Here is a 16,915-nt window from a genome sequence, read left to right as displayed (position 1 = left end):
GCCAGCAGCGCGAGGCCGCGATGGTGTGCTTTCTGTACGAACGCCCTGTACAGTTGCCCTGGTTGAGAGTTGCCCTGGTTGAGGGGAGGCGGATGGTTTCTTCGAGCACCGCGCGCGGGATCCAAGTGCGGCGGCGTCTGCTCGCGGCGGCGGTTGAGCTGATTCCGGAGCGCGGCTGGGTGGGGGTGAGTACGAGGGTTCTCGCGGAGCGCGCGGGGGTGACGCCGAGCGTCGTGCACTATCACTTCTCGTCCTTGTCGGAGCTGTTGAACGAGGCCGTGGTCGGCGTGATCCGGCAGGCACTGGCCGAGGTGGATGCCTTCCTGGAGACGATAGAGACCCCGGTGGGCGCGGTGGAGGCGCTGTTCGCCTCGGTCGAGCACTACAGCGGGGCCGATCCGATGTCGCGGTTGACGGTGGAGACTTACCTGGCGGCCGGCAGGGACGAGCGGCTGCGTGCGCGGATCGCCGAGGTGGTCGACGAGTTCCGCCGGCGTTTCGGTCGTTGGCTGGGTGAGCGCGGGATCCCGTTGCCGGAGCAGACCGTCGCGGTGTTGGTGGCGGCGATCGACGGGCTGCTGCTGCAGCGCGGGCTTGGTGCGCGCTTGGATGCCGAGTCGGTTGTGGCCGTACTGCGCCGGCTGGTGGGCCCCGACCTGGTCGCCGAGGTGGGTCGATGAGGGTGGTGATCTGCGGGGCCGGGATCGCCGGTCTGACCTTGGCCAACCAGCTGTCGCGGTTCGGGTTCGAGGTCGTGGTGGCCGAACGGAGCCCCGGTCCACGGTCGCAGGGCTACATGATCGACTTCTTTGGTCCCGGCTACCAGGCGGTCGAGGCGATGGGCCTGTTGCCCGCGATCGAACGGGTCGCGTATCACCTGGACGAAGCGAGCCTGCTCGATGAGCATGGCCGGCGGCGGGCCGGGGTGCGGCCGAGCCAGTTTGCCGACGGGCCGTTGCTGGACATCATGCGCCCCGACCTCGAGCGGGTGTTGCGCGAGCACCTGCCGGCCGAAGTGGATCTGCGTTTCGGGGCTGGTCTGGTCGGTGTGGAGGAGCGCGGTGACCGGGTGCGGGTGAGCCTTGAGGGCGGGGCGGAGGTGGAGGCCGATCTGTTGGTCGGTGCCGACGGTGTCCATTCGACGGTGCGCCGGCTGGCGTTCGGGCCGGAGGAACGGTTCTTCCGCTACCTGGGCTTTCACACCGCCGCGTTCGTGTGCGACTTCCCTCGGCTGCACGCGGTGACGCGGGGGCGGGCCTGCCTGACCGACACGATCGATTGCCAGATGGGTTTCTACGGGCTGCGTGACGGCCGGGTCGCCGCGTTCGCCGTGCACCGCGCCCCGGACCCGGTGTTACCGTCGGATGTTCGGGCGGCGGTGCGGGACAGCTATGGCGGGCTGGGCTGGTTGGTGCCCGAGGCGCTGGACCGCTGCCCGCCGGCGGGGGAGATCTACTACGACCAGGTCGCGCAGATCGAGATGCCCCGCTGGAGTTCGGGGCGGGTGGTGCTGGTCGGGGATGCCTGCTATGCGGTCTCGCTGCTGGCCGGTCAGGGAGCGTCGCTGGGCGTCGCCGGGGCATACGTGCTGGCCGAGCGGCTGCGGCGGGCACCGTCGATCGGTGAGGCACTGGCCGTGTACGAGCAGGTGTGGCGGCCGGTGGCGCGGGAGAAGCAGCGGATCGGTCGTGCCGCCGCGCGTTGGTTCCTGCCCGCGGCGGCGTGGGAGCTGCGGGTGCGGCGGTTGGCGCTGCGGTTGGCGCGGCTACCCATTGTCGACCGCTATGTGGCGGCGCTTGTGGCGGGCAAACCGACCGTGCTCAACGTGCGTTCCGCCCAGGACATGCCGGGGCCGCCGGCGAGTCCACACCGGTGATCGAGCCGGACGCCGGTCTTAAGGGGATCGTCAGGAACAGCACGGTGTGGGGCTCGTTGGACCGGTTAGCCCGCCGCGCGGGCTGGTGGTAACACAGGGTGTTGCCGTAGGGGTGTAGCTCAACGGGTAGAGCGCCCGGTTTCCACGCCGGGGGACGCCGTGTTCGAGTCCGGCCACCCCTGCTCACAGTCGCCTGGGCGCTTACTCGCGCACCCAGGCCCACGCGTTGGCCAGCTGCTCGCGGGTGAAGGTTCTGAGCTTGCCGGCGATGAGCACGTTCGCCAGCTTGACACACCACTGTTCCCACCTCGGGGCTCCGACGATGGCGACCTTTTCGAAGTCTCGTCGGTGGCGGAGATCGAGGCGGGTGTTGGTCCAGGCGGCGCGAGCCTCCCATCCGCGGAACGTCTCGTCCATGAGGACGAGCACGCGGATCCGGTCGGCGGCCGCGAGCGCCGCCTGCAGCTGTGGCACCAGCACGTCCCGGTTGTCGGCCTGCGTGAGCACGTCACGCGCGCGGAACGCCACAATCGCGCCGCCGGGGCCGTCCATCAGTTCGAGCATGGCCGAACGATCTTGGGGAGTGTTCGGTGAGTGGTGTTCATTGTGGGTGCTCGGGTAGTTCGACGACGAACCGTGCTCCTCCTTCGGGGCCGGGAGCAACGGGTGTTCGCCGCGATCGAGAACGAGTTCCGCGGGTCCGAATTGGCTCGTGTCGAGGACCGGTGGACGTCTGTGCGGTTGTGGGTACCGGCGTGGCCGGGGTGGTTGTCGCTGTTGCTGGTGACGGGGCTGTTGGGGATGGTCGGGGGTTCGCTGCACACGTCGGTCGCCTCGATGATCCTGGCGGTGTTCGTGATCGCGATCGGGGTGCCGGCCGTGTTCTGCTGGTTCGTCGGCGGCCGGTAGGTCGCGAACGACGCTCGTGTTCAGGAGGGGGCGAACCGGGCGTTGTGCTGCTCGCGCGCGGCGGCCCGCACCAGCTGCCCGGTGATCAGGAACCCGGAGATCACGAAGAACACGTCCCGGCCGGGTGCGGACGCCTCCCACGGGTCGGGGGCGGGCATAGGGTGTGGGGGGTGAAAGCTCGTGACTTGGCTCAGCCGCTGCCCACGGTCACCGTCGACTCGGCGGCGTTGGAGGCGGCGCGGCTGATCGCCGAGCAGCGCCTGCCCGGCATCGCGGTCCTGGACCACCAGCAACGCCCGGTGGCGTTGCTGCCCGCCTCGGACGTGCTGCGCGCGGTGGTCCCCGAACCGGTGCTGGATGATCCCTCGCTGGCCGGCGTGGTCGACGAGGCCAGCGCCGACCGGCTGTGTACCGAGGGTCTCGGGCGTAAACGGGTGGCGGATCTGATGCGGCCGGTCCACCAGCGGGTCGAGCTGGCCGCCGTGGAACCGCACGACACCGTGGTCGAATGCGCCGCGTTGATGGCCCGGCTGCACAGCCCCGCCGTAGTCGTCATCGACAACGGGGAACTCGTTGGCGTGGTCACCGCCGCGCACCTGCTCGAGGTCCTGCTCAACCGCCCGGGTTGACCCGGGGCTCGGGCCATCACCCTCACCGGCACCAGCTCAGCCGGCCAACGCGAAGTAGCGCAGCCACACGTAGCCACTGGCGATCACCAGCGTCACCGCGGTGATGACCAGCCCATAGCGGGTGAACCGCCAGAACCCGATCGGCACCCCGTTGCGCGCGGCGATCCCCGCGACCACCACGTTCGCGCTGGCGCCGATGAGGGTGGCGTTGCCGCCCAGGTCCGCGCCCAGCGCGAGCGCCCACCACAGCACCTGCGGCTGGCCGTCCGGGCCGATCAGGTCAGCGACCACCGGGCTCATGCTGGCCACGTACGGGATGTTGTCCACCACACCGGACAGCACGCCCGAACCCCACAACAGCAGCGCGGTGAACCCGGGCAGGTTGTCCCCGGCGTATCCGGCGATCGCCTGGCTGAGCGTCGCCAGCACCCCGGTGTTGACCAGCCCGCCGACCATCACGAACAGCCCCATGAAGAACGCCAGGGTCGGCCACTCGACATCTTGCAACGCCTGCTCGGTGCTCACCCGGGTCACCGCGATCAACAGGCCCGCCCCGAGGAGCGCCACCACCGACGGCGCGTAGTGCAGCACCGGGTGCAACACGAACGCCGCCAGCACCACCGCCAGCACCACCAGCGACTGCACCAGCAGTTTCGGGTCGCGGATCGCTTCGCGCTCGTTGAGCGTCATCAGCTCGTCCACCTTGTCCGCGTCGGCGTGGAACGCGTCCGCGAACAGCCACCGGCACAGCCCGATGAACACCACCAGCAACACCGCCACGACCGGGGCGAGGTGGATCAGGAAGTCGTTGAACGACAGCCCACCTCGGCTGGCGATGATGATGTTCGGCGGGTCACCCACCAGCGTGGCGGTGCCGCCGATGTTCGACGCCGCGACCTCCGCGATCAGGTACGGCACCACCGCCAGCCCGAGCCGCTGACACACCAAGATCGTCACCGGGGCGATCAGCAACACCGTGGTCACGTTGTCCAACAGCGACGACGCCACCGCGGTGATCAGGACCAGCAGCACCATCAGCGGGAACGGCCGGCCCCTCGCGCGTTTCGCGGCCCAGATCGCCAGGTACTCGAAGATCCCGGTCTCCCGCATCACGCTCACGATGATCATCATCCCGAGCAGCAGGAACACCACGTTCCAGTCGATCCCGGTGTCCTCGGAGAAGAACGCCGTGTGCGCGTCGCTGATCCCCAGCGCGAGCATCACCGCCGCGCCGCCCAACGCGGCGGCCGTGCGGGTCACCCACTTCTCGGCGGCGATCAACACGTACGCGGCCGCGAAGATCACGATCGCCGCGATCGCGGAGGAACTCAGCACTCACTCGGCCTTCCGGTCGGCACCGCACGCGTGCGTCATCGATTCGCCGACCAGACTTCCCGGCACACCTGCCGCGCACCGTACCGGTGGCTGCCTCGGTGCGGCGGGTCAGGGTCTGGCGGCGCACGCACGTACCCCCGGATCGGCCGGCCAGGATTGCCGCGAGCCTTCTCAAGCGCGACGGTGTACCGGCGTTATGCGTGACCTCCGGCGGTGGCAGCGGGGCTACACTCGGTGTGAGCCCCTCGCAACGTTTCGATGACCGAGGAGGGCTTCGCCATGACCGTCCTGCTCACGATGCTTGTGATCCTCGCGCTGGCCACAGCGGTGCTGGCTGGTAACTCGTTGCGTCAGGTGCAGCAGTACCAGCGCGGGGTGGTGCTCAGATTCGGCCGGCTGCTGCCCAACGTGCGGGAACCGGGCCTGCGGGTGATCGTCCCGTTCGTGGACAAGATGATCAAAGTGTCCCGCCGGACGGTGGTGCTGGACATCCCCGCGCAGAGCGCGATCACCAGGGACAACGTCTCCATCGGGGTGGACGCGGTCGTCTACTTCCGGGTGGATGACGTGGTGAAGTCGGTGATCAACGTGGAGAACTACGTGCAGGCCACTTCGCAGGTGGCGCGCACCTCGCTGCGCTCGGTGATCGGCCGGGCCGATCTGGACACCCTGCTGTCGGACCGGGAGCAGATCAACGGCGAGCTCAAGGCCGTGATCGATACACCCACCGAGGATTGGGGTATCCGCATCGACCGGGTGGAGGTGAAGGACATCTCCCTGCCGGAGGGGATGCGCCGCTCCATGTCCCGGCAGGCCGAGGCCGAGCGGGAGCGGCGGGCCAGGGTGATCGCCGCCGACGCCGAGCTGCGCGCATCCACCAAGCTGGCCGCCGCCGCGCAGGCGATGTCCGCCACCCCCGGCGCCCTGCAGCTGCGGCTGCTGCAGACGGTCGCCGACGTGGCCACCGAGAAGAACAGCACCCTGGTCATGCCCTTCCCGGTGGAGATGCTGCGCTTCTTCGAGCACGCGACCGGCATCGACCAGGCCAGCAAACCGGCCGAGGCGCCACCGGAGCAACGCACCGCGCCGCCCGCCGAGCTCGAGCCACCCGCCGCACCGCCGCGGGCGGCTACCACAGACCTCCGGGCAGATCCCGAATCAGCGCGGTGAGCTGACGGTACGTCTTCGCCGCGTAGGCGGACGCGACCCGCTGGTCGAACTCGTCGGTCGTCAAACAACCGCTGCTGAACGCTCGCCGCAGACGGTCGACGGTGCTCTGCCGATCGGCATCCGAGGCCCTCGGATCCGCCCCATCCATATGCCACCTGGCCCTTAAACTTTGCGGGACGACTGGCGTATCCAGCCTACGTACCCGTCTCGCAAACCGGCCCGCGTCGATGACGTTTCCCGCGGATCGGCGCGCTTTCCGCCAACGCTCGAGGTTGATCTTTTGGGATTTTCGAACCTTAACGTTCGGTTGCGTGCGCTTTACTGACAGATCGGTGACCCCTCAGGATGTGCTCAGTCAGTCGCTGAGCGTTGCGACTCCCGGTCCGCGACGCACCGAACCCTATGCCGGCCGCGCCAGGAGGCTCCACCCATGAACGACGTCCTCACCACGATCGACTCGTTCGTCTGGGGTCCGTTCCTGCTGATCCCGTTGCTGCTCGGCACGGGCATCTACCTGACAATCCGCCTGCGTGGATTGCAGATCCGCAAACTCGGCTACGCACTCTGGATGGCGCTGGTCAAGCGCAAGGAATCCGACGCCGACGGCGACATCTCCCACTACCAGGCTCTGTCGTTGGCGCTGGCCGCCACGGTCGGCGTCGGCAACATCGCCGGCGTCGGCACCGCCATCCACCTCGGCGGCCCGGGCGCGCTGTTCTGGATCTGGGTCACCGGCCTGGTCGGCATGGCCACCAAGTACTCCGAAGCCTTCCTCGGTGTGCGGTTTCGCACCACCAACCGGCGCGGCGAGCAGACCGGTGGCCCGATGTATTACCTGAGCCGGGGCATCAACAACCGGTTCGGCAGCGTGCTGGCGGTCTCGTTCGCGGTGTTCGGGGTTCTCGCGTCGTTCGGGATCGGCAACATGACCCAGGCCAACAGCGTCGCCGAAGCCATCAACGGCCAATGGGGCATCGCGCACTGGATCACCGGCCTGATCATCACCGTGCTGGCCGGGCTGGTCATCATCGGCGGAGTAAAGCGCCTCGGGGCTGTGGCCTCGGCTTTTGTCCCGGTGATGATCGTGTTCTACGTTCTCGGATCCTGCGTGGTGCTCGCGCTCAACGTCAGCGAGCTGCCCGCCGCGTTCGCGCTGATCTTCACCGACGCGTTCACCGGCACCGCCGCGGCCGGCGGGTTCGCCGGGGCGGGGATCCTGCTGGCCATCCAGTACGGCGTCGCGCGCGGGATCTTCTCCAACGAGTCCGGCCTCGGCACCGGCGGCATCGCCGCCGCCGCCGCGCAGACCAGCCAACCCGTGCGCCAGGCGCTGGTGTCGATGACCCAAACCTTCATCGACACCCTGGTCGTGGTCTCCTTCACCGGCCTGGTCATCGTGGTCACCGGCACCTGGCGGCTGATCGACCCCAACGCCGACACCCCGGGTGGCGGGTTCACCGGCGCGGCGCCCACCCGCGAGGCATTCGCCGCCGACCTGGGCACCGCCGGCGGCCTGATCGTGGCCATCGGCATCATGTTCTTCGCCTTCTCCACCCTGCTCGGCTGGTCCTACTACGGCGAACGCTGCATCGAGCGCCTCTTCGGCACCAGCACCGTGCAGGCCTACCGCCTGGTCTTCGTCGTGATCATCTTCGTGGGGTCGGTCACCGAGCTCGAGCTGGTGTGGAACTTCTCCGACATCATGAACGGCCTGATGGCACTGCCCAACCTCATCGGGCTGATCATCCTGAGCCCGTTGATCGTGCGCGAAACACGGGCCTTCTTCGCCCAACCCGACTGGAAAGTCATGGCCGACGTCGGGAACGGCACCACGCGGTCCTAACCGCGCGGCCGTCACCCCAGGACCACGCCGCGCCGGCAAGTAATAGGCGCGGCGTGGTCCTGCCAATTCCGGCGCCCCCGTTGGGCACCTGAGTGCCGCCGCGGCACTGATGGCCGCCGCCATGGCCGCGCTCCGACGCGGCTCTCGTCGAAGAAACGCGCGAACGCCCGCACACCGCCGACCGGCGAACTCGAAAATCGTCCGGACGCAGGCCGTGAGGGCCAGAACGCGATGACCATCTCGACGCGCCGCCCAGAGGATCATCCATCCGACTTCCCCAGACTCGCTGGGCGCGATCAGGCGTAGACTGGTTCGCGGGCGCGCCGGGAAGGCTGGTCGGCACTTCGATGACCGCCGCGCAAAAGGGTGTCCGCCATGACCGCAGCCCTCCCACCCGAACCCCGCAAGCCCGCCCCCCTCACCCCCAGCGAACAGTGCGCTTTCGCCGACATCACCGACCGCCTCGCCGGGAACGACACCAACCTAGCCGCGAGCACGGCACAGAATGACGCGGCACACGAGGACTGGGTGCCGATCCGCCTTGGCCTGCCGGCTCTGTTCAAGCCGGTGGCGCTACGGACGCTCACACTCGCGGTTCTCGGGCTCGCTGTCGTGCTCACGCCCGCCGCATGGTGGTCGGTTCTGGCGCTATCGCTCGTCATGTTCGGACTGCCGTGCCTGGTCCTGTTCCTCATCGACCGCGAGAACCGCGCCTGACCCGCCGCCCGGCAACCCGACCGCTCCGCGTAACCCCACGGCCAGGTGCGCGAGATGGCGGCAAAGCGCGGTGCGGTCCGCGCGGGTCGCCGCCGGACGGGAATGGTGTCTATGCGATTAGCCGTGGCGCGGGCTCGCCGCGTTCTCGATTCGCGAGAGTCGCCGAGAACGAACCGGGGTGTCTCGGCGTCATTCCTGACTTATTGATCAGCCGGCCGTGGCGCGCAGCGCGCCGTAGCGCCGTGTGAGGAGGTGGTCTCTGTTCAGCGGCGAGTGCGCCTGATCTGGTGCGACCTTGTTGCGGACACCCACCGAGTTGAGCACGCCGAACATGCGGACCAGATGGACGAGGCGCAGGTCGTCTTCGTCGGTCGGGCGGGGATCGGGGCCGCCGGCCAGGGTGAGGGTGCGTTCCAAGTGGCGGACATCCCAGTGTAGGCCGGCTTGCTGGGCGGCGCCGACCAGGTCGTGGCGCACGGCGGCCGGTGGTAGTCCGCACAGCCGCTGAAAGTCCAGCTCATCGAGCGGGAAGAGCCGGTCGTGCTCGCGTAGGTAGGCCAGTTCGAGCGCGTGGGAATGGCCGTAGGTGCAGTACTGGCAGCCGTTGACCAGTGAGATGGCCACGCACAGCAGGTGTGTACGGACAGGCCCGAACGTGGCGAGCGTGTGCTGGTAGCGCGGCATGTTGCGGCAAAACCACGCGAGGGCGTGCCAAGCGCCGAGTTGCGCCACGGCGGGCGCGAAGAGTCGAGGCCGGAATCCCCACAGCAGCTTGCACGTGGCCTCGAGCAACAGCGTCACGGCATGCACCGAGGCCTGGGCTGCCATCGACGTCTCCCGCTGCGTAGCTGATCGCTCACGCTGAGCAAGAACCAACTGTAACGTACTACAGGCAGGTGAATGAGGCAGGGGGTGCTCTGGAGGATTTCACGACTCACAGTGATCTTCCGCCCGCGAACGGCGCGCGAAGAGAGCGCTGCCGCCACGCGCGAGGCGGTGGCGGCGCGCGAGGTGGACGAGAATGACCCGGACGGCCGGCGCCGGGTGGCGCATCGTGTCTGCGGCCCCGAGATCGCTGACCCGTCCCGGCGCGAGGTGAGTGTTGTCGAGGCGCCGGCGTTTGTTGCGCCGTAACGCCGTTCGCGCGGATAGCGAGGTGGCAGAGGTGGCATTGCGGGTGATCGAGAACGTGCCGGGCTGTTCGCGCCCGCGTGGTTAGTGGAATATCGAAGCCCTACAACAACACAGGCCACATCGTTTCACCCGGAGTCCGGCGAGTCGCGCCAGGCTTTCGTGGCTTCCTCGCATGCCTGGTGGCTTGCGCGCCATCGCGGAACCTCGCTATCACCCGAGTTTGCGGCTGCTCAACACGTACGAGGCGCGAATGATCTGTGGATCGCGCGGTGGCGTTGTATCGGGGCCTTGGTCCTGTGCATGCTCATTCGCACGGGTGTCACGCTCGGTCGCTCCGAGTCCAGCGAGGACCGGATCACGGCCGCTGATTGTTGTGCTCGCCGTCCTGCGCTCCTGACACGCGCCTCCGCCCCCGGCGGCGGGTAGCGGTCGATGCCCAACTTGGCTGCGCTGCAGCGTTCGGTGAACAGCGAGGGCGAGAGCCGGGCCGGCGCGCAGCGCGGCGCGGTGTGTCGGATGTTTGGGTGCGTAGCGGCCGAGGATGTCGCTGATCCACTCCTCGTAGCTCAGCCGCTCGCCGACGGGGCCGGTGGTGAGGTCGGCTGTGGCCAGCGCGTCGTGCAGCGGTGAATCTTGATAGGGGAACTCGGCGAGCAGCGTGTGGGCGAGACCGCGTTCGGCGGCCTCGAAGCGGGCGCCGGAATGGTGCGCGACCAGGATGACCACCACCGCCGGCCAGCCTGTGGCACGCAGGTAGCGGGCGGCGTCGAGCGAGTGAAATCCGGTGTGGCAGATCCGCGGCGAGTACCCGATGTCGTGCAGCCACGCCGCCGCGACCAGCGGCGCCCGCTGCTCCACTGGCACCGCCGGCGCCAGCTCCGCAGCCCGCCAGGCGACGCCTTGCACGTGGAGCCAACGGCGGCCCAGCGGCGCGACGAATCGTTCCGCCATGGCGGGAGCCTCGTGGAGGTCCACAAACCCACAAGAGTAGCGGCGCACGACGTGATCGGCGGCCGGCTCACCCGAATGCCCGACGACCAACCGGTTCGCCGCCGGGATCTCGTAGAGCGCCGCGCCCCTGAGGCGAGGGCGCTGGTCGTGGTGGAGGTGCCGGAGGCAGCGTGCCCGACACGCGCGATAGCCCGTGCCACCCTCGACGAGCACGGCCTCGGCGGGCGAGTTCCAAAGGGGACGTCGAGCCGATCGTGGCCGCAGGTGGTGGCCATGCACGTCATCACACGAGAGGAATCTGCGGCGGTGACTCAACGAAGCCGCTCAGGTACGCGCCAACCGCGGACCCCAGCCGCGCCAACGGCGGCAGACAGCCTCCGGTACAGGATCTATCGACGCGCTCAGCGCCCAACCGGCAGGCGAAGGATCAGTGTGGCGTCATCCTCAGGATCGGGCACGACACAGAAGCCGGCGGCGCGTAGCGCCTCATCTCGTCGATCAGCTGCGGCGGGTCTTGCTCACAGTCGACGAAGAACACCTCGCGACCGCTTGCGGCAGTGACCACAAAACCGCCGGCAGCCTCGTCACGTTCGCTCCAGTCCCGGCACCCAGCTCGCCGCAGCACATCACGGACCGTTTCCGCATCGCGGTCTCGCTGGGTCCGTAACCGCCGGTCACCCAGACCCCAACCGAAACCAGAACCATCATCGGACGGCGCTCTCAACCTCACCTACGAAACGTTAAGACGATCCCCGGCTCGGGTACCCCCGGACAACCTGACGATCACCTGACGAACGCCGGCGCATCACCCAGCCAACGGCGCGCGCGCCGTTGAGAAGCGGTGATTGGCCCCTGCTGAGGCGGTTCACGCCATACTCGGTGCGAGATTGGTGGACGGAACGGAGGGCGTCATGGATCCCGACGAGGTCGATGACGAGGTGTTTGAGCAACTCGACCAGCTGGACACCCTGGATTCGCGGGGACCGGCCGACCCGTTGGATGAGGGTTGGTCACCGCCGGAGCGCCCGTGGGCGGTGGACGATTGGGGTGTCACTGCCCGCGAGGAGGCCGAGGGGGAAGGGCTGGAGCGCCGGCTGGCCCGCGAGATCCCCGAGTCCTGGGGTGCCGAGGAGGAGGGGGACGGGCTCGGTGACACGTCGGACACCGACGGTGAGCTGAGGGACGATCAGGTCGGAGATCTGCGCGCCGGGCGGCTCACGACCGGCGGGAACGACCGAGGTGATCACGAGCCGTACGCCGAGGATGTCGGGGTGGACGGTGCGGCGGCGTCGGCGGAGGAGGCAGCCGTGCACCTCATCGACCGGGAGGTTTGACAGTGCCTGCGGTCCGCCGCGACCCAGTCGGCGAGATGAGCATGATTACGACCTAACGTCGACGGCGGGGACTTTGGCCCGCGCCACAGGCCAGGCCAGCGAGCTCAATCCCGAGCTGGCTGTGCAGCTGCTTGCCGGTGTCCGCGAACGATGCGCGACTCGTTCCGTGGCCGCCCCGACCAGCGCGTTCGGCCGGCCTGCGAGCCGTCGGACGGGAGTGGGTCAGCGCGTCGAATGCCCTGGCACGATATAACAGATCTACCGCGGCGTCGGGTTCAACCTGCCGGTCCCCGACGCGGTCGGCGCCGTCGTCGAACAGGTGCCGGTGCCCATCGCCGTCGTGTCCGACAACGGGTCATGCTTTCGCGGCGAGACCTTCGCCCAAGCCTTTGCCGTCCCCGATCCGCTGCTGCGCCACGTGCGCACCCGGGTGTGCTCCCCGCGGACCAACGGCGTGGTGGAGCGGTTCTTCGGCATCCTGAAGTACGAACACCTCTACCGGGCCATGATCTGAGACGGTGACGCGCTGTCGGTCGAGGTCAACTGGTTTCGCCAGGTCTACAACACCATCCGACCCACCAGGCCCTCGGCGATCGCACCCCATACGCGGCCTCCCTCGCCAGTCCGGACCCCGCCCGCTGAATCCGGCCAGGATCCGGCGCGGGACACGTCCGACTTCGGCGGGTAGCCGGTTGGGGCTATTCGGGGCGGAGAGGGGATCCGACGCGGTGGAGGGTGCCGTCGGGGTCGACGTAGCCGAATTCCCGCAGCCCGTAGTCGGTGTCGCGTGGTTCGCCCAGGCAGCCCGGCAGGCCGGCGGCCGCCCATTCGGTGTGCACGGCGTTCGCGTCGGAAACGTAGAGATACACCACGGCCCCGTCGCACTCGGGCGAATGCCGGGCGGACTCGGTGAGGTGCAGCGATACCTGGCCGCGATCGGCGTAGCCGTATCGGGCATCGCCGGAGTAGGCGCGGGTGGTGAAGCCCAGTTGGCGGTAGCGGTCCAGGGCCGCGTCCAGGTCTCGGACCGGGATCACGGGCGCCACGTCCCGGAAAACGATGGGGTCGGCCACGACGGCTCACCCTGCTCGATCGAGATCACCGACGCAAGAACGGATGCCGCGGGCTTGACTCTGTAGGCGGGTACGGGGTTCAGGATGGGCCATGCGCACAAGCGAGCTGGCCGGACAAGCGGGTGTGAACGTGGAGACGCTGCGCTACTACGAGCGTCGCGGCCTGGTGGACCATCCACCTCGCACACCGGGCGGCTATCGGAACTATCCACCGAACGCGGTGGAGGTGCTGCGGTTCATCAAACGCGCCCAACAGCTCGGGTTCAGCCTCGACGAGGTGGAGGAACTGCTGCACCTCGACGCGGGCGGCCCGGACGGCTGCGAGACCGCCCGTGCGCTTGCCCAGGCCCGCCACGCCGATCTGGAGGCCCGGATCGCGGACCTGCAACGCATGCGTGAGGGCCTCGCCGAGCTGCTCGCTACCTGCGAGCTGCCCCGGGCCGACCGCATCTGCCCACTATTGGACGCGATCAACAACCCGCCGGACACTTCCCAGATCACCCCCTCGGCCGGGAGCCGGCGATGACAGCCGCGACTCCTCGGCTCGAGGTTCTGCATGTGCCCGACTGCCCCAACCTGGCGCCGCTGCTCGACCGGCTCGGCCAGCTCACCGACCTTCTGGTCACGACCCGCCGGATCCACACCGACGCCGACGCGGTGGCGGCCGGGATGGCCGGATCACCCACGCTGCTAATCAACGGCCGCGACCCGTTCACCACCGGCGGCGGCCACGAGTGCGGGCTGTCGTGCCGGATCTACCGCGACGGACACGGCCACCCGGTGTCCGCCCCGACGCTGGCCCAGTTGCGCGCCGCGCTCGCCGCCGCCAGCCCGGCCGCGGAACCGGACAGCGGAGCATCGGCCGGATCGGGTGCGGCGAGGCCGCCCGGGCTGGCGTTGAGCGACTGGCGGGCCAAGGCGTCGCCGCTCGACCCGGTCGAGAAGCGGGTACACCAGGCGATCCTGCGGGGCTTCGCCGCCACCGGCCGCCCACCCGCCCCACCGGAGCTGGGCGCCATCACCGCCGGTTCCGGCCGCGCCATCGGCGACGTGCTGGGCGTGCTCCACGAGCTGGACACGATCCGTCTAGCCCCCGACGGGCAGATCGCGGTGGCGTACCCCTTCTCCGCGCGCCCCACCCGCCACCGCGTCCGCATCGGGGACCGGTCAGATGCCGGGGCCCTGCAGGTCTACGCCATGTGCGCGATCGACGCCCTGGGCATCTCGGCCATGCTCGGCCAGGACACCCACATCGACTCGGTCGACGCGACCAGCGGCCAGCCGATCTCGGTCACCACGGCGGCCGGCAACGCGAGCTGGGATCCGCCGGGTGCGGTGGTGTTCGTCGGCGCCGACCCGTGCGGCGGGCCGTCGGCGGACTGCTGCTGCGACTACCTCAACTTCTTCACCGACCACACCGCCGCCACCGCCTGGGCACTCACCCACTCTCACATACCAGGCCAGATCCTCACCCAAGCCGAGGCCGAACAGCTCGGCGCGCGGCTCTTCGGCCACCTACTGGCCACCACCTGACCCACCCAACCCGGGAGCTACCCGTGACCAGCCAGGACGCCCACCGGCTCCCGGCGCTCGTCCGCGCCCAGTTCGGCCTGCCCGACCTCATCCCACAACTGACCCGGCTACTGTCCACCACCGCCCAGCCCGTCACGATCGAACAGGCCGCTCAAGCCGGCGGCTCACAGTCGACCCACCAGACACCGTCGTCTCACGGATACGGCCCGATCACCCCGTCGCCAACGTGCGCACCGACATCTGCGCACTCGGCCACTTCTTCACCACCACGCAGGCAGCCACCAACTGGCAAGCACACCACCCCGGCCTCACCCTGGTCCCGATCCGACAGGACTTCGACACCACCCGACAAGCCGCCATCGAACTCGGATGGACCGCCAACCAGCCAGCACCCCGACACGCGGACGCAACCGACCACCGAGATCAAAACCTGCCAAGTTCTTGACTCAAGACAACGGTCTCGCGGGTCAAACCTCAAGGCAGGGCACTGAGCTTGGCTCGGGAGGAGGGTGCCCAGGTTAGGAGGGATCAGTCGAGGTGGAAGCCATGGACGCGGCACCCCAGGCAGTAGCCCTCCGCGAGCGGCAGCTTCAGCCCAGGATGGTCCGGAACCTCGGTTCGGCCACAATGCGCGCACGGCACCGCCGGCGCTTCTTCCCTCGCCTCGGCGACCTGCTCGCCCGGGTCGGCAGGCTTGGCGGTGCGCCCGAGGCGGCACCGTTCGCACCGGGTTCGCCCCGGCGGCCCGTATGAAGAGCTTCTGGCCGCATTCCTCACACTCGATGGGGAGGTCGGTATCGGGGCCAAGCTCAACGGTCACAGCCCATCTTGGGCGCCGGTCCCGACAACTCCGGAGCCGCACACGCGGGGCAGGAACGGAGATCACGCGGCGGGCCGCAGCCCGCGACCGGGTTTCCCTCCCGGCCAGCCCGGGCACTCAGCAGGATGAATGCGCGGCGCAGACCGGAGCGGTTCGACCCGGAGCGGTTCGATCAGCTTGCATCCACGATGGCGCTGCGCACAGGATTGGCGTTGGGCGACCTGGACGGTGAACAGCTGTGGCTCCGGTACGCGGCGATGGGCGGCAGCCTGAGCCGGCACACGCTGTCCGCCGCGTTGGACTGCACGGCCGCGCTGACCGCGATGGAGCACAACCTGGCCGCCCACGCCCTCAACGAGCACCTCATGGACATCGCGGGCCTGGGGTATCCAGTCGCCTACGCGGCCGAACTCGACCCGAGCCATGATCCGCACTGACCCCGGCAGCGGCGGAACAGCGAGCCGCGTGGGGCCGGCCTGTGGTTAATTCGCCGGCTTCGGCCGGCGAAATGGCAGCGCGCGGCAGAGCAGCACACGAGTGCCCCGCTCGTCGTAATGGATGAGCACTGAGTCGGTGATGCTGCGCATCACCTGGATACCTCGCCCACGAAAGGACGCCGCCGACGAGGGCCGCTTCCACCGCCCGTGGTCGACAACCTCGACATACAACACACCGGGCTCGGTCCACAACAACAGTTCCACGACGTCACGCTCACCCGGGCGGTAAGCGTGCTCGATGGCGTTGCTAGCCGCCTCGTCCACAGCCAGCACAAGATCAGCGGTCTCCTCTGAGTCCAGGGAGAGCGTTTCGAGCCAGCCACGCACCGCGTGACGAATCACCGCCAGTTCTCGCGCGTCGGCCGGCCACGTGCGGTGGACATACTCAACGGACTCGGAATCGAAACTCACGATCTTGGGTTCCCCCGTCGACATCCGAGCCGGTTTGGCGGGACGCCTGACGGTGCCCGCAGGATGCGTCGGACGAGCCCCAGCCCAGTGCCGCGGTGTTACCCGCCGCCGCGGCGACCAAACACGCCGCGCCGTTCGTCGTCGACACGAGCCGGCCCGGGTACGCGGCACCAGTATGCGGTGGGGCCGAGGAGCCATTGTCGATCAATGGCAATCACCTTGGCTGCGAATGCCGTCCCGCGACAGGCAGCGGAGCCAGGATATGCAGTGCCGGAATCATGCCAAGCTGGCGCAAGAGGCCCTGAACAGGCAAAACCTTGCTTTTGTAAGGCTATGGCTCAAGGTTCGCTTCGCCTTGCCGCTGACACACAGTTGGCTCGCTCGACCGACCGGCCGAAGCGGTCTGTCGCAGGCTGGTCGGCGCTGGCCGTGCCCCTGTTTCAATACCGCTTCGGCAGGTCAGATCGGCTAGTCCGCCTTCCGAGTAAACCACGTCCTTAGGGCTTCCGTGATCTTTGGAAGATCAGCGGTCCGACTGCGCACAACGATGATCAAACCCAGGGTTAGCTTGACCAGCGGATCCGTGGCCACTGCCCGCCTCCGCGCCTGGCCTGCGGGGCGGGTCTATCCCGTGATCGGTGTTTCCGGCGGTTCGGTTAGTAGCTCTCAGCTGCCGGCCAGCG

General features: G+C 68.8%; 21 protein-coding genes, 1 tRNA gene and 1 pseudogene. 15 read left to right on the top strand and 8 right to left on the bottom strand.

Going from position 1 to position 16,915, the window contains the following annotated elements; all coding sequences use genetic code 11:
- The first annotated feature begins 20 nt into the window (after positions 1-20).
- The 3 genes from ABEB12_RS15880 to ABEB12_RS15870 all read left to right on the top strand — a co-directional run bounded on the left by ABEB12_RS15880 (position 21) and on the right by ABEB12_RS15870 (position 2,058).
- Positions 21-680 carry a TetR/AcrR family transcriptional regulator gene (locus ABEB12_RS15880; RefSeq protein ID WP_345702854.1) on the top strand — a complete coding sequence of 220 codons (660 nt, stop codon included), beginning with the start codon at positions 21-23 and terminating at the stop codon, positions 678-680.
- Positions 677-1,876: an FAD-dependent monooxygenase gene (locus ABEB12_RS15875; RefSeq protein ID WP_185059743.1), complete on the top strand. Its 1,200-nt coding sequence runs from the start codon at positions 677-679 to the stop codon at positions 1,874-1,876. Before ABEB12_RS15880 ends, ABEB12_RS15875 begins: the two co-directional genes overlap by 4 nt.
- Positions 1,877-1,984: 108 nt before the next feature.
- A tRNA-Gly gene (locus tag ABEB12_RS15870) sits at positions 1,985-2,058 on the top strand.
- A 19-nt stretch (positions 2,059-2,077) separates the two neighbouring features.
- Here the strand turns inward: ABEB12_RS15870 and ABEB12_RS15865 are convergent.
- On the bottom strand, positions 2,078-2,440 hold the full coding sequence (locus ABEB12_RS15865) for an STAS/SEC14 domain-containing protein (RefSeq protein WP_185059744.1): 363 nt from the start codon (positions 2,438-2,440) through the stop codon (positions 2,078-2,080).
- Between the two features lie 72 nt (positions 2,441-2,512).
- Here ABEB12_RS15865 and ABEB12_RS15860 point away from each other — a divergent pair, with 72 nt between their 5' ends.
- Positions 2,513-2,785, top strand: a complete 273-nt coding sequence (locus tag ABEB12_RS15860) for a hypothetical protein (protein ID WP_185059745.1) — start codon at positions 2,513-2,515, stop codon at positions 2,783-2,785.
- 20 nt (positions 2,786-2,805) lie between these two features.
- Here the strand turns inward: ABEB12_RS15860 and ABEB12_RS15855 are convergent, their stop codons facing one another.
- Positions 2,806-2,943, bottom strand: a complete 138-nt coding sequence (locus ABEB12_RS15855; protein WP_185059746.1) for a hypothetical protein — start codon at positions 2,941-2,943, stop codon at positions 2,806-2,808.
- Between the two features lie 12 nt (positions 2,944-2,955).
- Here ABEB12_RS15855 and ABEB12_RS15850 point away from each other — a divergent pair, with 12 nt between their 5' ends.
- Positions 2,956-3,414 (top strand): CBS domain-containing protein, encoded by a 459-nt coding sequence (locus tag ABEB12_RS15850; RefSeq protein WP_185059747.1) that lies wholly within the window; start codon positions 2,956-2,958, stop codon positions 3,412-3,414.
- 36 nt (positions 3,415-3,450) lie between these two features.
- Here the strand turns inward: ABEB12_RS15850 and ABEB12_RS15845 are convergent, their stop codons facing one another.
- A complete protein-coding gene (locus ABEB12_RS15845) occupies positions 3,451-4,749 on the bottom strand; it encodes an ArsB/NhaD family transporter (RefSeq protein ID WP_345702853.1) in 1,299 nt (432 codons plus the stop codon).
- Positions 4,750-5,028: 279 nt separating this feature from the next.
- On the opposite strand from ABEB12_RS15845, the gene ABEB12_RS15840 reads away from it, so the two are divergent.
- Positions 5,029-5,919 (top strand): SPFH domain-containing protein, encoded by an 891-nt coding sequence (locus ABEB12_RS15840; protein ID WP_185059748.1) that lies wholly within the window; start codon positions 5,029-5,031, stop codon positions 5,917-5,919.
- On the opposite strand, the gene ABEB12_RS42130 is transcribed toward ABEB12_RS15840, so the two are convergent.
- Positions 5,879-6,067 (bottom strand): DUF1707 SHOCT-like domain-containing protein, encoded by a 189-nt coding sequence (locus tag ABEB12_RS42130; RefSeq protein ID WP_185059749.1) that lies wholly within the window; start codon positions 6,065-6,067, stop codon positions 5,879-5,881. The genes ABEB12_RS15840 and ABEB12_RS42130 overlap by 41 nt on opposite strands.
- Before the next feature lie 282 nt (positions 6,068-6,349).
- Between ABEB12_RS42130 and ABEB12_RS15835 the strand changes: the two genes are divergently transcribed.
- Both ABEB12_RS15835 and ABEB12_RS15830 read left to right on the top strand, forming a co-directional pair.
- Positions 6,350-7,762, top strand: a complete 1,413-nt coding sequence (locus ABEB12_RS15835; protein ID WP_185059750.1) for an amino acid carrier protein — start codon at positions 6,350-6,352, stop codon at positions 7,760-7,762.
- A 375-nt stretch (positions 7,763-8,137) separates the two neighbouring features.
- The gene (locus ABEB12_RS15830; protein WP_185059751.1) at positions 8,138-8,479 is read left to right on the top strand and encodes a hypothetical protein; all 342 of its coding nucleotides are present in this window, start codon (positions 8,138-8,140) and stop codon (positions 8,477-8,479) included.
- A 207-nt stretch (positions 8,480-8,686) separates the two neighbouring features.
- Here ABEB12_RS15830 and ABEB12_RS15825 read toward each other — a convergent pair whose 3' ends face one another.
- Complete coding sequence (locus tag ABEB12_RS15825) at positions 8,687-9,307, bottom strand: hypothetical protein (RefSeq protein WP_185059752.1); 621 nt, start codon at positions 9,305-9,307, stop codon at positions 8,687-8,689.
- Between the two features lie 84 nt (positions 9,308-9,391).
- Between ABEB12_RS15825 and ABEB12_RS15820 the strand changes: the two genes are divergently transcribed.
- Positions 9,392-9,613, top strand: coding sequence for a hypothetical protein (locus tag ABEB12_RS15820; RefSeq protein ID WP_185059753.1), 222 nt, complete (start codon positions 9,392-9,394; stop codon positions 9,611-9,613).
- Between the two features lie 210 nt (positions 9,614-9,823).
- Here the strand turns inward: ABEB12_RS15820 and ABEB12_RS15815 are convergent, their stop codons facing one another.
- The gene (locus ABEB12_RS15815) at positions 9,824-10,564 is read right to left on the bottom strand and encodes an HD domain-containing protein (protein WP_345702852.1); all 741 of its coding nucleotides are present in this window, start codon (positions 10,562-10,564) and stop codon (positions 9,824-9,826) included.
- Positions 10,565-11,475: 911 nt separating this feature from the next.
- Here ABEB12_RS15815 and ABEB12_RS15810 point away from each other — a divergent pair.
- On the top strand, positions 11,476-11,898 hold the full coding sequence (locus tag ABEB12_RS15810) for a DUF5709 domain-containing protein (protein ID WP_185059754.1): 423 nt from the start codon (positions 11,476-11,478) through the stop codon (positions 11,896-11,898).
- 325 nt (positions 11,899-12,223) lie between these two features.
- On the top strand, positions 12,224-12,412 hold the full coding sequence (locus tag ABEB12_RS15805) for a DDE-type integrase/transposase/recombinase (protein ID WP_185059755.1): 189 nt from the start codon (positions 12,224-12,226) through the stop codon (positions 12,410-12,412).
- A 184-nt stretch (positions 12,413-12,596) separates the two neighbouring features.
- Here the strand turns inward: ABEB12_RS15805 and ABEB12_RS15800 are convergent, their stop codons facing one another.
- Positions 12,597-12,971, bottom strand: coding sequence for a VOC family protein (locus tag ABEB12_RS15800; protein ID WP_221497590.1), 375 nt, complete (start codon positions 12,969-12,971; stop codon positions 12,597-12,599).
- Between the two features lie 91 nt (positions 12,972-13,062).
- On the opposite strand from ABEB12_RS15800, the gene ABEB12_RS15795 reads away from it, so the two are divergent.
- The 4 genes and pseudogenes from ABEB12_RS15795 to ABEB12_RS15780 all read left to right on the top strand — a co-directional run bounded on the left by ABEB12_RS15795 (position 13,063) and on the right by ABEB12_RS15780 (position 15,761).
- Complete coding sequence (locus ABEB12_RS15795) at positions 13,063-13,497, top strand: MerR family transcriptional regulator (RefSeq protein WP_185059756.1); 435 nt, start codon at positions 13,063-13,065, stop codon at positions 13,495-13,497.
- A 32-nt stretch (positions 13,498-13,529) separates the two neighbouring features.
- The gene (locus ABEB12_RS15790) at positions 13,530-14,504 is read left to right on the top strand and encodes an alkylmercury lyase family protein (protein ID WP_345702860.1); all 975 of its coding nucleotides are present in this window, start codon (positions 13,530-13,532) and stop codon (positions 14,502-14,504) included.
- 172 nt (positions 14,505-14,676) lie between these two features.
- Positions 14,677-14,949: pseudogene (gene merB / locus ABEB12_RS15785) on the top strand (organomercurial lyase); the annotation flags it as partial.
- A gap of 500 nt (positions 14,950-15,449) precedes the next feature.
- Positions 15,450-15,761 carry a hypothetical protein gene (locus ABEB12_RS15780; RefSeq protein ID WP_185059758.1) on the top strand — a complete coding sequence of 104 codons (312 nt, stop codon included), beginning with the start codon at positions 15,450-15,452 and terminating at the stop codon, positions 15,759-15,761.
- 45 nt (positions 15,762-15,806) lie between these two features.
- Here ABEB12_RS15780 and ABEB12_RS15775 read toward each other — a convergent pair whose 3' ends face one another.
- Complete coding sequence (locus ABEB12_RS15775; RefSeq protein WP_185059759.1) at positions 15,807-16,232, bottom strand: ATP-binding protein; 426 nt, start codon at positions 16,230-16,232, stop codon at positions 15,807-15,809.
- Positions 16,233-16,915: the final 683 nt, after the last annotated feature.

This window comes from Actinospineispora eucalypti (genome assembly GCF_039543365.1).
Classification (GTDB): domain Bacteria; phylum Actinomycetota; class Actinomycetes; order Mycobacteriales; family Pseudonocardiaceae; genus Pseudonocardia; species Pseudonocardia eucalypti.
This window is presented reverse-complemented; position numbering and strand designations above follow the sequence as displayed.

Bases quoted from the DNA above. Each gene is read 5' to 3' on its own strand.
- ABEB12_RS15880 (WP_345702854.1), top strand. From the start codon at position 21: ATGGTGTGCTTTCTGTACGAACGCCCTGTACAGTTGCCCTGGTTGAGA.
- ABEB12_RS15875 (WP_185059743.1), top strand. From the start codon at position 677: ATGAGGGTGGTGATCTGCGGGGCCGGGATCGCCGGTCTGACCTTGGCC.
- ABEB12_RS15865 (WP_185059744.1), bottom strand. From the start codon at position 2,440: ATGCTCGAACTGATGGACGGCCCCGGCGGCGCGATTGTGGCGTTCCGC.
- ABEB12_RS15855 (WP_185059746.1), bottom strand. From the start codon at position 2,943: ATGCCCGCCCCCGACCCGTGGGAGGCGTCCGCACCCGGCCGGGACGTG.
- ABEB12_RS15840 (WP_185059748.1), top strand. From the start codon at position 5,029: ATGACCGTCCTGCTCACGATGCTTGTGATCCTCGCGCTGGCCACAGCG.
- ABEB12_RS42130 (WP_185059749.1), bottom strand. From the start codon at position 6,067: ATGGATGGGGCGGATCCGAGGGCCTCGGATGCCGATCGGCAGAGCACC.
- ABEB12_RS15835 (WP_185059750.1), top strand. From the start codon at position 6,350: ATGAACGACGTCCTCACCACGATCGACTCGTTCGTCTGGGGTCCGTTC.
- ABEB12_RS15830 (WP_185059751.1), top strand. From the start codon at position 8,138: ATGACCGCAGCCCTCCCACCCGAACCCCGCAAGCCCGCCCCCCTCACC.
- ABEB12_RS15825 (WP_185059752.1), bottom strand. From the start codon at position 9,307: ATGGCAGCCCAGGCCTCGGTGCATGCCGTGACGCTGTTGCTCGAGGCC.
- ABEB12_RS15815 (WP_345702852.1), bottom strand. From the start codon at position 10,564: ATGGCGGAACGATTCGTCGCGCCGCTGGGCCGCCGTTGGCTCCACGTG.
- ABEB12_RS15810 (WP_185059754.1), top strand. From the start codon at position 11,476: ATGGATCCCGACGAGGTCGATGACGAGGTGTTTGAGCAACTCGACCAG.
- ABEB12_RS15795 (WP_185059756.1), top strand. From the start codon at position 13,063: ATGCGCACAAGCGAGCTGGCCGGACAAGCGGGTGTGAACGTGGAGACG.
- ABEB12_RS15780 (WP_185059758.1), top strand. From the start codon at position 15,450: ATGAATGCGCGGCGCAGACCGGAGCGGTTCGACCCGGAGCGGTTCGAT.